Annotated in this window: 12 protein-coding genes and 1 tRNA gene; 5 read left to right on the top strand and 8 right to left on the bottom strand. The window is 70.5% G+C overall.

Features of this window, described 5'->3' with window-relative positions; translation table 11 throughout:
- Positions 1-46: 46 nt before the first annotated feature.
- The 7 genes from FB465_RS19385 to FB465_RS19355 all read right to left on the bottom strand — a co-directional run bounded on the left by FB465_RS19385 (position 47) and on the right by FB465_RS19355 (position 7152).
- Positions 47-2440 (bottom strand): glycoside hydrolase family 65 protein, encoded by a 2394-nt coding sequence (locus FB465_RS19385; protein WP_145792313.1) that lies wholly within the window; start codon positions 2438-2440, stop codon positions 47-49.
- A complete protein-coding gene (locus tag FB465_RS19380; RefSeq protein ID WP_145792311.1) occupies positions 2437-3186 on the bottom strand; it encodes an HAD family hydrolase in 750 nt (249 codons plus the stop codon). Before FB465_RS19380 ends, FB465_RS19385 begins: the two co-directional genes overlap by 4 nt.
- A gap of 126 nt (positions 3187-3312) precedes the next feature.
- Positions 3313-4092, bottom strand: coding sequence for a VOC family protein (locus tag FB465_RS19375; protein ID WP_145792310.1), 780 nt, complete (start codon positions 4090-4092; stop codon positions 3313-3315).
- Positions 4093-4193: 101 nt separating this feature from the next.
- Positions 4194-4625, bottom strand: coding sequence for an SRPBCC family protein (locus FB465_RS19370; RefSeq protein ID WP_145792308.1), 432 nt, complete (start codon positions 4623-4625; stop codon positions 4194-4196).
- Positions 4626-4662: 37 nt separating this feature from the next.
- Entirely contained in the window at positions 4663-5472 is an 810-nt protein-coding gene (locus FB465_RS19365; protein ID WP_145792306.1) for an MBL fold metallo-hydrolase, read from the bottom strand.
- 818 nt (positions 5473-6290) lie between these two features.
- Positions 6291-6363, bottom strand: a tRNA-Lys gene (locus FB465_RS19360).
- Positions 6364-6477: 114 nt separating this feature from the next.
- Positions 6478-7152 carry a nucleotidyltransferase domain-containing protein gene (locus tag FB465_RS19355; RefSeq protein ID WP_145792304.1) on the bottom strand — a complete coding sequence of 225 codons (675 nt, stop codon included), beginning with the start codon at positions 7150-7152 and terminating at the stop codon, positions 6478-6480.
- A 130-nt stretch (positions 7153-7282) separates the two neighbouring features.
- Between FB465_RS19355 and FB465_RS19350 the strand changes: the two genes are divergently transcribed.
- Positions 7283-8485: a DNA glycosylase AlkZ-like family protein gene (locus FB465_RS19350; RefSeq protein WP_145792303.1), complete on the top strand. Its 1203-nt coding sequence runs from the start codon at positions 7283-7285 to the stop codon at positions 8483-8485.
- Here the strand turns inward: FB465_RS19350 and FB465_RS19345 are convergent.
- Complete coding sequence (locus FB465_RS19345) at positions 8464-9060, bottom strand: transglutaminase-like domain-containing protein (protein ID WP_145792301.1); 597 nt, start codon at positions 9058-9060, stop codon at positions 8464-8466. The two genes, FB465_RS19350 and FB465_RS19345, sit on opposite strands and share 22 nt — an antisense overlap.
- A gap of 70 nt (positions 9061-9130) precedes the next feature.
- Here FB465_RS19345 and FB465_RS19340 point away from each other — a divergent pair, with 70 nt between their 5' ends.
- The 4 genes from FB465_RS19340 to FB465_RS19325 all read left to right on the top strand — a co-directional run bounded on the left by FB465_RS19340 (position 9131) and on the right by FB465_RS19325 (position 14901).
- Positions 9131-9880, top strand: coding sequence for an SDR family oxidoreductase (locus FB465_RS19340; RefSeq protein ID WP_145792299.1), 750 nt, complete (start codon positions 9131-9133; stop codon positions 9878-9880).
- 91 nt (positions 9881-9971) lie between these two features.
- On the top strand, positions 9972-10682 hold the full coding sequence (locus FB465_RS19335; RefSeq protein WP_145792297.1) for a tyrosine-protein phosphatase: 711 nt from the start codon (positions 9972-9974) through the stop codon (positions 10680-10682).
- Between the two features lie 25 nt (positions 10683-10707).
- Complete coding sequence (locus FB465_RS19330) at positions 10708-11634, top strand: phosphorothioated DNA-binding restriction endonuclease (protein WP_145792296.1); 927 nt, start codon at positions 10708-10710, stop codon at positions 11632-11634.
- Between the two features lie 96 nt (positions 11635-11730).
- Positions 11731-14901 carry a DEAD/DEAH box helicase gene (locus FB465_RS19325; protein WP_145792294.1) on the top strand — a complete coding sequence of 1057 codons (3171 nt, stop codon included), beginning with the start codon at positions 11731-11733 and terminating at the stop codon, positions 14899-14901.
- The last annotated feature ends 47 nt before the right edge of the window (positions 14902-14948 follow it).

The following is a 14948-nucleotide window of genomic DNA, read 5'->3' as shown; positions in this document are numbered from 1 at the left end:
ACATCCGGATGGGGCCGATCCGGCCAGCGCCCGGCCCCTTCACGGCTCACTCCGCGGGCAGGTGCTCCACCCCGCTGCCGACCTGGACCCCGGGCTGCGGGTGGCGCCGGGCCGGCTCACGGCCGGGAGGCTGGACGCACCGCTCCGGCGTCTCCGGCATCTTGACCGGCAGCTTGAGCGGGTGGCCCGGCTCGACCTTCAGCTGCTCCCCTTCGTGCATCAGCACCAGCGGTCCGCCCCGGTTCAGCGTGTAGGTGGTCGTGGCGTGGGTGATCTCCACGTGCAGCAGACTCTCCCGCACCAGCATCGAGAAGGAGAGCCGCTCCAGCCCGGACGGCAGCCGGGGGCGGAAGGAGAGGTGCCCGGTGTGGTCCCGCAGCCCGCCGAAGCCCGCCACCAGCGCGATGCAGGCACCGGCCAGCGAGGCCATGTGCAGGCCGTCCCGGGTGTTTCCGCCCAGGTCGTGCAGGTCCATCATGGCGGCTTCGGCGGTGTAGTCGTACGCCAGGTCCAGCTGGCCCACCTCGGCCGCGATCACCGCCTGGGTGCAGGCGGACAGCGAGGAGTCCCGGACGGTGAGCCGCTCGTAGTAGGCGAAGTTCCGCGCCTTCTGCTCGTCCGTGAAGGCGTCCCCGCGCACCTGCATCGCCAGCACCAGGTCGGCCTGCTTGACCACCTGCTTCCGGTACAGGTCGAAGTACGGGTAGTGCAGCAGCAGCGGGTAGTTCTCCGGCGGCGTGTTGTCGAAGTCCCAGGCCTGGTGGTCGGTGAAGCCGTCGGCCTGCGGGTGCACGCCGAGCTTCTCGTCGTACGGGATGTACATCGCGGCCGCGGCGTCCCGCCAGGCCGCGGTCTCCTCGGTGTCCACGCCCAGCGCGGCCGCCTCCAGGCGGTGCCGGCCGGCGGCCTCGGCGGCGGCCCGCAGGTTGGTCTGCGCCATCAGATTGGTGAAGACGTTGTTGTCCGCGACGGCGCTGTACTCGTCGGGCCCGGTGACGCCCTCGATCCGGAACCGGCCGGCCGCATCGTGGTGGCCGAGCGAGCGCCACATCCGGGCCGTCTCCACCAACAGCTCCAGCCCGTACTCCTTCTCGAACTCCACGTCCGCGGTGGCCCGGACGTACCGGGCGGCGGCCACCGCGATGTCGGCACCGATGTGGAAGGCCGCGGCACCGGCCGGCCAGTACCCCGAGCACTCCTCGCCCCGGATCGTCCGCCAGGGGAACACCGCACCCGACAGCCCGAGTTGGACGGCCCGGTCCCGGGCCAGCGGGAGGGTGGTGTGCCGCCAGCGCAGCGCCTGCTTGACCGCGCCCGGCAGGCAGTAGGTGAGCACCGGCAGGACGAAGGCCTCGGTGTCCCAGAAGCTGTGCCCGTCGTACCCGGGACCGGTCAACCCCTTGGCCGGGATGGCCCGTTCCTCACTCCGCGCGCCCGCCTGCAGCACGTGGAACATCGCGAAGCGCACGGCCTGCTGCAGCTCGACGTCGCCGTCGATCTGGATGTCGCTGGTGGCCCAGAACTCCTTGAGGTAGGCCCGCTGTTCGTCCACCAGGCCGTCCCAGCCGGTGTACCGGGCGGCCGTCAGCGCGGCCTCCACCTGGTCGCGGACGGCGGGCAGCGAGCGGGTCGCCGACCAGCCGTACGCCATGAACTTGACCAGCCGCAGCTGCTCGCCGGGCCGCAGCACCGTGGTGACGCTGATCCGGCCCTGGTCGTCGCTGCTCTCGGCGACAGCGTCGAACCCGACCGGCCCCTCGACCAGGTGCTCCATCCCGGCCGCCACCCGCAGCCCGCTGAACCTGGTCCGGTGCACCAGCACCGCCTTGGTCCCGCTCACCGCATGGGCCTCGGAGAGCAGCGGGGCCTCCAGCACGGAGGCCGCCCGGGGGTCGGTCTCGCCCCCCGGCAGCTGCTCGTTGGCGACCAGCTCGGACTGGAGGACGATCCGGACCGGCCCGTCCACCGCCGTCACCCGGTAGTCGATCGCCGCGACCGCCCGCTGGGTGAGAGACACCAGCCGCATAGAGGACACCTTGACCGTACGGCCGGCCGGCGAGGTCCACTCGGCCTCCCGCCGCAGCAGCCCGTCGCGGAAGTCCAAGCTCCGCTGGTGATTGCGGAGTTCGCCGTACCTAAGATCGAAGGGCTCGTCGTCGACCAGCAGGCGGATGATCTTGCCGTTGGTGACGTTGATGACGCTCTGCCCGGACTCCGGGTACCCGTAACCGCCCTCGGCGTACGGCAGCGGGCGCAGCTCGAAGACACCGTTGAGGTAGGTACCGGGCAGGCCGTGCGGCTCGCCCTCGTCCAGATTGGCGCGCAGGCCGATATGGCCGTTGGAGAGGGCGAAGACGGACTCGGCACGGGCCTGGGCGGCCAGGTCGAGGCCGTGCTCACCGACACCCCAGGGGTCGATGGTGAAGGCGTTGGCGCTCATGCGCTCTCCCGGTCGATCAGGTCTGCCAGGTCGGGGACGACGAGGTCCGCGCCGTGCTCACGCAGCGCCTCGGCCTGCCCCGTACGGTCGACGCCGACCACGAAGCCGAAGCCGCCCTGCCGGCCGGCGGCGACCCCGGCGAGTGCGTCCTCGAAGACGGCCGCGTGCTCGGGCGGGGTCTTCAGGGCCCGGGCGGCGGCCAGAAAGGTGTCCGGGGCCGGCTTGCCGACCAGGTTGTCGCGCTTCGCCACCACGCCGTCCACCACCACGTCGAACAGCCCCTCGATGCCGGCCGCCCGCAGCACGTCCCTGGCATTGGCGCTGGAGGAGACCACGGCGCGCGGCAGGCCCAGCACCCTCAGCCGGTGCACGTACTCCACCGAGCCGGCGTACGGCTGGACGCCCTGCTCCTTGATCATGCGCAGGACGGTGGCGTTCTTGGCGCTGCTCAGCCCCTGGACGCTGCGGGTGCCCGGCGGGTCGGCCGGGCTGCCCTCGGGCAGGTCGATGCCCCGGGAGGCCAGGAAGGCCCTGGTGCCGTCCAGCCGGGGGCGGCCGTCCACGTAGGTGTCGTAGTCGGCCACCGGGTCGAACGGGACGAAGTCCTCGTCGGTGCGTTCGGCCTCGGCTCTCAGGAAGGTGTCGAACATGTCCTTCCAGGCGGCCGCGTGCACCTTGGCGGTCTGCGTCAGCACACCGTCGAGATCGAACAGGAACGCATGGATGTGGTCCGGGAGCCCCAGCATGAGTGCCAGTCTCGCTCGAACGCAGCGCGGAGCCGCCCATTTGCGGCGCGCCTGGCGCGTCGCAGCGGGGCGGCTCCTGCGCGGTCGGGAGAGTCACGTCTGCTCGGGTTCCGGATGCACGGTGCTCTACATGGGTTCGCCCCTGATGAGGGCGAACACCGCTCCCTGGGGGTCCTGTACCACGGCGATCCGGCCGGGCAGGCTGTCGAACGGGGGCTTCAGCACGCTGCCACCGGCCTTGACCAGCACGTCCACCACGCTGTCGACGTCGTCGGCGGCGAAGTACGTCAGCCAGTTCGACGGCGTCCCGGGCGGGACGTCCTCGAGGGTCGTCAGCCCGCCGACCACGCGGCCACCCACCTGGAGCGTGTAGTAGCCCGGCGCGGCCTCCATCGGCTCCACATCGATGCCCATGGCGGCCCGGTAGAAGGCGGAGGCCGCGTCGACGTCGGTGGTACGGAGCTCGTTCCAGTTCAGCGCGCCCGGCTCGTTGACGACCTGGGCACCGCTGAACTCCACCGGCTGCCAGACCCCGAACACCGCACCGGTCGGATCGGCCGCCACCAGCATCCGGCCGGTGGTGCCGACGTCCATGACCGGCATCATCACGGTGCCGCCGGCCGCGGTGACGGCCCGCAGGGTGGCGTCCGCATCGTCGGAGGCCAGGTAGGTGGTCCAGGCGACCGGCGGCAGCGGCATGCCCTCCGGCGCCATGGTCTGGGCGATCCCCGCGACCGCCCTGCCGTTCAGGTGACAGACCGAGTAGCCGCCGAACTCGGGCGGGCCGACCTCACCCTGCCAGCCGAACAGGTCACGGTAGAGGTCCAGCGCGGCCTGCTGGTCCGTGGTCATCAGATCGACCCAGCAGGGGGTGCCGGGTTGGAACGGAGCGGTGACTTCAGGCATCTTTCTCTCCCTGGTGACTCCCCGGTGGCCGCCCGTCATGGTGGCCCCCGTCGCCCACCATGACCGCGCGGCGGCACACCCGCCACCGGAGGGGCTCCGGGTCACTGCTTGACGAAGTACGGCTGCGCCTTCCCGCTCTGCACGTAGTCCTTGAGCCGTACCAGCAGCTCGGCCCACGTCCCGGCGACCATCGGCACGCCCTCCTCCGTGCCCGGCTGCCAGCCGCCGTGCCGGAACAGCAGCACCGTCCGGTGCGGGTCCTCCGGGCTCTCGGCGAGATCCCAGGTCACCGTGGTCCCTGCCCAGTGCGGCGGGAACGGCCCGACGTTCGTCCAGACCACGCGGTCCTCGTCCGCCCGGTCCCGCCGCAGCTGGAAGGGCTCGGGCACACCGGGGAAGTCGAACAGCAGAACCTCGCCGCTTCGGTCGACCGCGGTGGTCCACCAGCTGACCAGGCCGTCGTGGGTGTCCAGCGCGGCCAGCACCTTCGCTCGGGGTGCGGCGACATCGATCTGCATGGCGATCTCGGCCATCGGCCTCATTCCTCTCTTCGAGCCTCCGCCGCCCGCGTCAGGCCCGGCCGGCTGGCTCGAAGCCGGCGAGCATCTGTTCGAGCGCCTGCTGGTCGGGCCCGACGAACGGGTCCGCGCCGGGTGCCTCGGTGAGCATGTCGATCAGTCGCGGAGTCAGACCGACGGCAGGCGGGAGGTGGGTACTGAGGATGACCTCGGCGTCCATCGCCCGGAGCGGCTGGACATTGGCGAGGTACTTGTCGACGTCGACGGTGTGGACCCAGGGGCTGTCCACGGTGGCCCACACCAGCTGGGCCGCGCGCAGATCGTCGGGGGCGACCGCCCCGACGTCCCCGCCGGCAGCGAGCTCCGCGGTCGGCATGGGCGCGCCGAAGCAGTCGGAGCTGAAGCACACCTTCGATCGCTCGTCGTAGAAGCCGACGGTCGCGGGGTTGTCGAACAGCGGCGGCCGGAAGGCCCTCAGACTCCGGTCACCGACGTCCAGGCTCTGGCCGGGATTGAGCAGGAAGACCCGGTCGATCGGCACTGGCCGCTCGGTGGACATGATGCCGACCGCCAGGAAGGTGGTGACGAGCCGGGCACGGGGAGCAGCGCTCAGCAGGTCGAAAAGTCCGCCGGTGTGGTCACGGTCGGGGTGGGTAAGCCAGATCCACCGCACATCGGCGGGATCGAGGACCGAGCCGAGGGCCTCGAGGAAGTTCCGGTCGGGAAGCCCGAGCCCCGTGTCGACGACCACGGGCTCGGCGCTTCGCAGAACGAAGGCGTTGGCCGGGATGAAGCCGATCCCCGGTACCTCGAGACAGTCACTGAGGACGGTGATGTCACGTCCGATGTCGTGGATCTCCATGGTTCGTCTCCACCACGTTCCGACCGTTGTATCCCAGCCTAGGTGTCACGGTCCCGGCTCGCTCAGCACGGGACAGGACAGGGACCCCACGTCAGCAACGGTTGCCGCAGGGTCCCGGTACGTCACTCTCTGCGGCGCCACCGCCTGGATCTCCGCGAACTCGCCGTCAGCTCCGAGGTCGTCCCGATCACCCGCCCGGCCGGTTCGGAAGGCGGTCCGGCAGCGTGCCGTCCACCCGCGTTGTACGGAATTGATTGACCGACACCGCAAAGAGATGCCGGACAACGCCGGCCAGGGTTGGATCGGTACCGACGGCCGGCAGCCACGGGGGTGCCGCCGACTGTCATCCGTTGTCTTCAGCTCCACAGGGAGCGGGACAGCTGGATCCTGGGCCACTGCAGATCCGAGCAGTGTGTTCTGCCGGCGACGCTGCTGCTTCGCCGGAGCAGGTGGTTGCCGGCCGGTTGCTGGTGGCATGGTGTGGAACGCGCACCCGCCACGCAGCGCCGGCACCACCCTGCGCAACCAGGGCCTTCTTCCGGATCACAGCCCATGCTGTCGCCGCGTGCTCTTCGGCCACAGCTCAGGCAACCGGTCATCGGCGGTGGGGGACTGTCTCTCCTGCAGCCGGAAGAGGCAGGCCCGCAGGTCAGTTGCCGACCCACCGCTGATGGCGGACTCGAAGTCACGGACTGCGGCGGTGAAGAGATCAAGCAGCGGTACCTCAGGCGGCCTGAGAATGCGCCAGCACCGCGACCGGAGGAGGTGGTCGAGGTGCTGCGCTGTTGTTCAGAGCGAGTTCCCCGCTCTGTTCCAGGTGGGCCGCCAGGGGCTCGAACCCTGAACCTACGGATTAAAAGTCCGCAGCTCTGCCAATTGAGCTAGCGGCCCGCCGGCGTGCGCTCCACCGTGGGGGTACGGCGCCTGCCAGGGCGATCCTACCCGGTGATCCCCGGCGGTTGGCCAGCGGATTGCCGGGCCACGCCGGGGCTGCTCGGCCGACTGCTACGCGGCCGCCGCGAAGTGCGCCGCGCGGACCCGACGCAGCCACGCCTCGGCCGGAGCCTCGTCCGGGGCCGACGGCAGCACACCCGGGCGGTCGAAGCGCGACTCGGCGTCCGCGAGGACGGTCGCCGCGAGTTCGGGCCGGTCTGCGTACCGCTCGCCGAGCTCACGTACCTGCTCCGGGTCGGCGAGCCGGACGACGATCTCACCGGTTTCGTGCAGCGTGACGCCCTGCCGGACCAGTCGCACCAGGTGCCGCGCGTGCTTGGCCGCCCTCGTCCGGCTCTGCCGGTCAGCGCTGTCGCGGGTGGACAGCTTCCTGAACTGCTGGGTGGCGTACCCGAGGTAGGAGTTGCGCACGGCCCGCGCGCTGAGGAACGAGCGCCGGAGGCCGATCAGCTCCTCGCCGAGCGGGGTCCGGACCTCGTACAGCTCGCCGGGCAGCCAGACCAGCTCGGAGGCGGTCGGGTTGCAGCTCAGCGCGAGCCGGCACCACTTCGCGGCCTCGTGCAGGGTGCGGTCGGGCGCGGTGGTGACGTGCGATTCGGCGGGGCGGTGGAGGCCGTGGAGCTCCTCGGTGGGTGCCGCGAAGAGGCCGAGCCGATCGAGGTCCGAACCGGCGTGGGCCAGGCCGTACGCGGTGGAGCCGACGATGCCGGAGAGCAGGACGTGCATGGGTGCGTCGCCTCCTCGGCGGCCGGGTGCGAAGTGACCCGAAGTCTCTCCCGTGGGGCCCGGCGTGCGCGACCGAATTGTCGGTACGTCGCTCCGCGCGCCTGACGGCCCGCCCGCCGATACTGGGCGCATGGCGAACAGTGGGATCCCGGCGGCGAAACTCCGCGCCTGGTGGGCGCACCGGCAGTGGCTCGACGGTGCCCACCACGGCGCGACACCCGCCGAGGTGCTGGCCGCCACCGGTTGGGCCCGCTCCGTCGGCGGTGCGGCGCCTTATCTTGGCCTGTTCGCCCGGGCGGGGCTCGACCGCTCGGCGGTGGACGAGGCCGTGGCGGCGCTGGACGTGCACGAGCTCCCGTCCGCCCGGGGCTGCACCTATGTACTCCCGGCCTCCGACTTCGCGCTGGGCCTGGCGGTCGGCGCGGCCGCACCCGAGGGGGACATCGCCGCCGCCGAGAAGCACCTGGGCGTGACCCGGGACGAGATCGAGAAGCTCTGCCTGACGATCTCCCAAGTTCTCTCCTCCACCGCGCCTTTGGATCCGACCGCGATCCGCGAGGCGGCCGGTGGGGCGGTGCGGAGCCTCGGTGAGGCGGGCAGGAAGCGCGGCCAGTCCACCACCCTCCCACTGGCGCTCGGCCTGCTGCAGGCCCGCGGCCTGATCCGCCGGGTGCCGGTCAACGGACGTCTGGACCAGCAGCGTTACGGATACGTCAGCTGGGACCAGCCGGTGAAGGGCTCCGCCGCCGAGCTCGCCGAACGCTACTTCTCCTGGGCCGCACCGGCCTCACTCAAGCACTTCCGGTGGTTCTCCGGCTTCACAGCTGCCACCGCCAAGGCAGCGATCGCCCCGCTCGAATTGACCACACTGCCCGGTACCGACCTGTTCATCCCTCCCCAACTCGCGGACGAGTTCGCAGACTTCACCGCCCCCACCGCCCCCACGTACACCCTCCTGGCCGGCATCGACGGCCTGCACCTGCTCCATCGCGACCTTTCCCGCCTGATCGACCCGGCCGACGCCGACCGTCCGGTGCCCACCGCCAAGGCCGCTCGCAGCTTCGGCACCGAGGCCGACCCGCAGACGCACGTCGTGACCGACCGGGGCCGGATCGTCGGCTTCTGGGAGTACGACACCGACCAGCAGGAGATCGTGCACCAGCTGTTCGTACCGGCCGATGCCGCACTTCGCGAGGCCATCGCGCGCACCGAGGCCTTCGTACGGGACCAGCTGGGCGACGCCCGCGGCTTCAGCCTCGACTCCCCGAAGAGCCGCGCGCCGAAGATCGCGGCCCTCCGCGCGGCGTCCGCTCAGAGCTCGGACGGCAGGTAGCCGTACCCCTCCGTGCCCACCTTCGCCTCTGCCAGGCCCGCCAGCAGCACCGGCGGCGTCGCCGGGTACACCGTCGGGTAGTGGTACTGGTCCTTGTCCGGGTCGTTCGCCCAGGCGAGCCGCTCCTCGGCCGGTACGGTTGCGAACCGGCCGTCCGCCCCGTGATTGTTGCCGCGCGCGTCGAGCCGCACCCACTGCCCGGTCTCGGGCCAGTAGACGGCGTTGAGCCCGTGCAGCACCTCCAGCTTCTGGTAGCAGAGGCCGGCCGGGATCCCCTGCGCGCGCAGCAGCGCGGCGAGCAGGTGGGACTTGCCGTGGCAGATCGCGTTGCGGTGCGCGAGCACGTCCGAGGCCCGGTACGCGCAGCTCCACTCTCCGGCGTCGAAGGAGTGGGAGATCTCGTCCCGGACGTACTCGAAGGTGGCGCGCGCCGTCTCCTCCGCGGTGTCACGCCGGAGTTCGGCGGCGAGCGCCCGGATCGCGGGGTGCCCGTGGTCGATCACGTCATCGGCGGCCAGATAGTCGGCCGGATCGGCGGAGGCGGGCGCCAGCGGCCCGTGCGGCGAAGTGTCCATACCGGCCATGATCAGTAGTCGCACGCCCGCCCCGCACCGAATTCCAGCATGTGGGCTACGGTCTTATGGCATGAGCGATGATGTGGTCCTGATCACCGGTGGCGGCCGTGGCATCGGCGCCGCCACCGCCCGGCTCGCGGCGGCCCGTGGCTACCGGGTGTGCGTCAACTTCCGTACGGACGAGGCCTCTGCGGCCGGCGTGGTGGACGAGATCCGGGCTGCCGGCGGCACCGCGATCGCCGTCCGCGCGGATGTCAGCCGCAGCACCGAGGTCGACCGGCTGTTCCAGGCCGTGGACCAGCAGCTCGGCACACTCACCGCCCTGGTCAACAACGCGGGCACGCTCGAAAAGCAGTGCCGTCTGGACGAGTTGGACGAGGAGCGGCTCACCCGGATCTGGGCCGCCAACATCACCGGCCCCTTCCTCTGCGCAGCCGCCGCAGTACGCCGGATGTCCACCCGCTACGGCGGCTCGGGCGGTGCGATCGTCAACGTCTCCTCCGCCGCCTCGCGGATCGGCTCGCCCAACGAGTACGTCGACTACGCCGCCTCCAAGGGCGCGCTGGACAGCATGACCCGCGGTCTGGCGCTGGAGGTGGCGGCCGAGGGCATCCGCGTCAACGCCGTACGCCCCGGCCTGATCCACACGGACATCCACGCGCAGGGCGGCGAGCCCGGACGGGTCGACCGGGTCGGCCCGCAGCTCCCGATGGGGCGCGGAGGCCGGCCCGAGGAGATCGCCGAGGGGATCCTCTGGCTGCTCTCCCCTGCCGCCTCGTACGCCACCGGCGCGTTCATCGACCTCGCCGGCGGGCGCTGACGGCCGTCCCTCCCCGACCCCTGGTACCCACCCCTCGGCTCTTGGCCGAATCGGCCGTGGCACCGCAGCGCCTCACGCTACGGTGACGAGCATGACCGACCGCGAGTTCGACGCAGCGTCCACCCGCCTCGACGTGCCCGACGTGCAGAACTTCCGCGACGCCGGCGTCGCGGGCCTGCGCGCCGGCCTGCTCTACCGCTCGGGCTCCCTCAACCAGCTGACCGAGGAGGGGGCCCAGCGTCTCAAGGCCCTGGGCGTACGGACCATCGTCGACCTCCGCAGCCGCACCGAGCTGGAGGTCTGGCCGGACCAACGGCACGGCCTGGACCTCGACCAGCTCCACCTGCCGCTCCTCCCGGACCACTCCGAGACCGAGCAGCCCTGGCCCACGGACCAGCTGAGCCTGTACCTCTTCATGGCCGAGGTCGGCGGCCCGGCCATCGCGGGCACCGTCCGCCGCCTGGTCGCCGACGGCGGCACCCCGCTGCTGGTCCACTGCGCCGTCGGCAAGGACCGCACCGGCCTCACCATCGCCGTCATCCAGTCCCTGGCGGGCGTCCCGGAGGCCGACATCATCGTCGACTTCCTCCGCTCCAACCCCAACCTCGGCCTCGACGCCGGCCCCGTCCCCTACATCGACGAGCACGGCGAGGAGCACCTCTCCCGCCCCGTCCTCGCCGACCACCTCCGGGCCTCCCTGGACCGCATCCGCGAACTCCACGGCTCCCTGGCGGACTTCCTGCGGGCGCACGGGGTGACGGACGAGGAACTGGCCAGCCTTCGGGAGCTGCTGGCGCCGTGACGATCCTTACGCGGCCGTCCTCACCGTGAGGCGCGCCGAACTCCTCGATGCCCTGGCCGGCTTGCGCCAGGCCACCGTGCGCGGCCGGCGGGCACCGCACAAACCGCTGCTCCTGCTCTGGCTGCTCGGCCGATACGCCGATCGGGGCACCACCACCGTCAGCTACGCCGAGGCCGAGGAACCGGTCAGCCGTCTCATCAACGACTTCGGCCCACCGGTCGCCCGTCCACAGGCGGGTGCCCAGCGTGCCGCCATGCCTTTCGTACACCTGGAGCGTTCCCTCTGGGAGCTCCAGGCCGGAGACGGCACACCACTCGGGCCGAGCACCCGTGCCGACGGCCGGACCCTGCACGCCCTCAGCGCCGTCGGCCGGCTCCGGCCGGAGGTCGAGGCGCTGCTCGGTGACCCGTCCGTGTTCTCGGCCGCCGTGTTCCTGCTGCTGGACCGGCACTTCACCAGCACACTCGAGACGGCGATCTGCGAGCAGATCGGCCTGGATCTGCCGGCCGTCGGGGATTCCGCCCTGGAAGTCCGGGCAGCCAACGCGCAATACCGACTGACCAGGCGTCGCGTCCGGGCGTCCGGATTCTCCGAGGCCGTGCTGCGCGCCTACCGCAACGCCTGTGCCATCTGCGGCTTCGACGGCGCGCTGGGCCTCAGCCCGGTCGGCGTCGAGGCCGCCCACGTCCGCTGGCACAGCCAAGGCGGACCCGACCGCATCGACAACGCCGTCGCGCTCTGCTCGCTCCACCACGCCCTCTTCGACTACGGCGCCCTCGGCATCACCGCAGACCGGACCGTCCGGGTCTCGCCGCGCTACACAGCCGGCACGACCGCGGGCCGGGCCGTCTTCGCTCTGCACGACGCCCGGGTGGCCCTCCCGCGTGCGACGCACCATGCGGTCTCGTATGACTTCCTGCACTGGCACGACCAGGAAGTCTTCAAACACTGACCTGCCACCACATCGCTGCGGCGGCCCCGCCCTGTCAGACGCCGCTGCTAAGAAGATGAAGATTCCAACCAATGACCTGGACGACAGGAGAGCTCAGTGGTGGATCCCAACGGCCGTGCCCTACAGGCGGTCCCCGGGCTGTACGAGCGAGTCGTCACCGACGCACTCGCCCACCAGCTTGAGCAGCTCGGCACCTCAGGCTGGCGAGTGGTGGATCGCGAGGTCGGCCCGGAGTCGGCACCCTTCGTTCTCGCGCGCCATGTCGGCGCGACAGTCCAGCAGACGCTGCTGTCCTTGGACCCTTCGGAGCGTGTCGCAGTCGCCAACCGCGTCCTCGCCGTGCTTGCAGAGCACGACAAGTCTGCTGAGCCCGCGGACCAGTTGGTCGCCGGGCCGCGGGAGCTCATTGCACTCGCCGAGCAAGAGGCGCCGGGCGTCTACAAGGTCCGGCCGCTCACGCCGCTCTCCGAGAGCGCGCTGCTGACGAATGCGCCCGAGGAGCAGAGCCTCGGCCACGAGCTGCGCGCCGAGCTGGCCACCGCCGATCGGGTCGACCTCCTGTGTGCTTTCGTCAAGTGGCATGGCCTGCGGGTGATCGAGGAGCAGCTTCGCGATCTCAAGCAGCGCGGCGTTCCCCTCCGTGTCATCACCACCACCTACATCGGCGCGACCGAGCGGCAGGCTCTCGACCGGCTGGTTCGCGAGTTCGGCGCCGAGGTGAAGGTCAACTACGAGCTGCGTACGACGCGTCTGCACGCCAAGGCCTGGCTGTTCCGCCGAGCGACCGGCTACGACACCGCGTACGTCGGCAGTTCGAACCTCTCCAAGGCTGCGCTGCTGGACGGCCTGGAGTGGAACGTACGGCTCTCCGGCATCGCCACGCCGGCCGTCCTGCGCAAGTTCGAAGCGACCTTCGACTCGTACTGGAACAACCCCTCCTTCAAGAGTTACGACCCCGACCGCGACGCGGACGAGCTGGACCGGGCTCTGCGGGATGCCGGCGGCAGTTGGAGCACCGACGGCCGGAAGATCTCGCTCTCCGGCCTGGAGGTACGCCCGCACCCGCATCAGCGGGACATGCTGGAGCGCCTGAACGTCGAGCGCGAAGTGCACGATCGCCACCGGAATCTGCTCGTCGCGGCCACCGGTACGGGGAAGACCATCACTGCAGCCCTTGATTACAAGGCGCTGAGGCACCGGCTCGGCGGCGACCCCACACTGCTCTTCGTCGCCCACCGTGAAGAGATCCTCCGCCAGTCGCAGCGCGCCTACCGCGAGGTCCTCGCCGACGGGACGTTCGGAGAACTCCTGGTTCGCGGCGACCGCCCCGAGCGCTGGCGGCAGGTCTTCGCCAGCGTCCAGTCACTCCATGCAAGGGGGCTCGACTCCTTCGCGCCTGACCGGTTCGACGTCATCGTCATCGACGAGTTCCACCACGCTGAGGCGGCGACCTACCGGAAGATCATCGATCACTTCAAGCCGATCGAGCTGCTCGGACTGACGGCCACACCCGAGCGCGCTGACGGCAAGCGTGTGCAGGACGAGTTCTTCGACGGCCGGATCGCCGCCGAGATGCGGCTATGGCAGGCCCTCCAGGACGATCTGCTCTGCCCGTTCCACTACTTCGGCGTGCACGACAACACCGACCTCAGTACCGTCGGCTGGAGGCAAGGTGCCTACGACGCGAACGAGTTGACCAATGTGCTGACGGCGGGAGACGCCCAGGCGCGGCAAGTCGTCAAGGCCGTCCGCGACAAGATCTCCAACCCGCTCGCCATGCGGGCCTTGGGCTTCTGCGTCTCGGTACGGCACGCGCAGCACATGGCAGACGCCTTCGCCCGCGCCGGGCTGTCGGCCCGCGCGCTGTCCGGTGCCACGCCGGCGAAGGAGCGCAAGGAGGCACTCGACGGCCTGCGGAGCGGCGAGATCCAGGTGCTCTTCACGGTCGACCTCTTCAACGAGGGCCTGGATATCCCGGACGTCGACACGCTGCTCCTCCTTCGCCCGACCTCGAGCGCCACGATCTTCCTTCAGCAGCTCGGTCGAGGGCTTCGCCGATCCCCCAACAAGGCCGTGCTCACCGTGTTGGACTTCATCGGGTACCAGCGCAAGGAGTTCCGGTTCGAGGAGCAGTTCCGAGCGCTGACCGGTCAGACTCGCAGCGGTCTGGAGAAGTCCCTTGAGCAGGATTTCCCGCTTCTTCCCTCCGGCTGTCAGATCGTCCTCGACCGCGTCTCCAAGGACATCGTTCTCGGCAACATCAAGGAACAGCTCAGGACCAACATCAACAAGCTGGCCCAGGAGGTTCGTTCCTACGGTGAGCCCAGCCTCGCGACCTTCCTCGCCGAGAGTCGCCGGGACATCAATGAGCTCTATCGCAGCAACAACTCCTGGACGGGTATTCTCCGGCGCGCCGGGCTCACCTCAGCCCCCGAGGCGGATGGCGAGCCCGCCTTGCTCAAGCGGGTCGCCGCCCTGCTGCACGTTGACGATCCGGAACGGGTACGCGCCTACTCCGACCTGCTCGCCGACGGCACTCCCGAACCCTCGACGTTCGACGAGCGCATGCGGACGTACGCCGAAATGCTGTTCTTCTCGCTCTGGCCGGACGGCGGAACCTTCAAGTCCATCGGTCAAGGCTTGGAGACGCTGCGGGCGCATCCAGCCGTGCGCAGCGAACTCCGGCAGGTCTTCGCCTACGGGCTTGAGCAGGCGACTCACTCGCCCAAGCCCCTCAGCCCCGAGCTCGCCGATGGCCACGGCCACGATCTCGGTCCGTTGGCGGGCCGGCCGCTGGCCATCCATGCGCATTACAACGCCCCGGAACTCCTGGCGGCTCTCCGGTGGGCGTCCTTGGGACGCAATCTCCCGTCACGATTCCGTGAGGGGGTTGCCTGGTGCCCGGAGACGCAGACCGATGCCCTGCTGGTGACGATCCGCAAGGACGAGAAGGACTTCTCCGAGAACGTCCGGTATCACGACTACGCCCTGAGCGAGGATCTCTTCCACTGGGAGTCGCAGAACCGCACCACCTCGGTCTCGCCGACCGGCCAGCGGTATCAGCGCCACCAGGAGCGGGGAAGCAATGTGCTGCTCTTCGTCCGGCAGGTCAAGGAGAACGAGATTCGCCGACCCGCCCCCTACATCCTGCTCGGACCGGCTCGCTATGTCTCACACGTCGGCGACCGGCCGATGGCCGTGACATGGGAACTGGCCGTGCCCCTGCCATCCGACGTACAGCACTTCACCGCCGTGACGTCCGGCTGACTCTCGCCACGCCTGGTGCGCGAGTTAGGGTCGGTGGCGAGTAGCGA

Source organism: Kitasatospora atroaurantiaca (genome assembly GCF_007828955.1).
Classification (GTDB): Bacteria; Actinomycetota; Actinomycetes; order Streptomycetales; family Streptomycetaceae; genus Kitasatospora; species Kitasatospora atroaurantiaca.
This window is presented reverse-complemented; position numbering and strand designations above follow the sequence as displayed.

Bases quoted from the DNA above. Each gene is read 5' to 3' on its own strand.
- FB465_RS19385 (WP_145792313.1), bottom strand. From the start codon at position 2,440: ATGAGCGCCAACGCCTTCACCATCGACCCCTGGGGTGTCGGTGAGCAC.
- FB465_RS19350 (WP_145792303.1), top strand. From the start codon at position 7,283: ATGGCGAACAGTGGGATCCCGGCGGCGAAACTCCGCGCCTGGTGGGCG.
- FB465_RS19355 (WP_145792304.1), bottom strand. From the start codon at position 7,152: ATGCACGTCCTGCTCTCCGGCATCGTCGGCTCCACCGCGTACGGCCTG.
- FB465_RS19375 (WP_145792310.1), bottom strand. From the start codon at position 4,092: ATGCCTGAAGTCACCGCTCCGTTCCAACCCGGCACCCCCTGCTGGGTC.
- FB465_RS19345 (WP_145792301.1), bottom strand. From the start codon at position 9,060: ATGGACACTTCGCCGCACGGGCCGCTGGCGCCCGCCTCCGCCGATCCG.
- FB465_RS19335 (WP_145792297.1), top strand. From the start codon at position 9,972: ATGACCGACCGCGAGTTCGACGCAGCGTCCACCCGCCTCGACGTGCCC.
- FB465_RS19380 (WP_145792311.1), bottom strand. From the start codon at position 3,186: ATGCTGGGGCTCCCGGACCACATCCATGCGTTCCTGTTCGATCTCGAC.
- FB465_RS19340 (WP_145792299.1), top strand. From the start codon at position 9,131: ATGAGCGATGATGTGGTCCTGATCACCGGTGGCGGCCGTGGCATCGGC.
- FB465_RS19370 (WP_145792308.1), bottom strand. From the start codon at position 4,625: ATGGCCGAGATCGCCATGCAGATCGATGTCGCCGCACCCCGAGCGAAG.
- FB465_RS19365 (WP_145792306.1), bottom strand. From the start codon at position 5,472: ATGGAGATCCACGACATCGGACGTGACATCACCGTCCTCAGTGACTGT.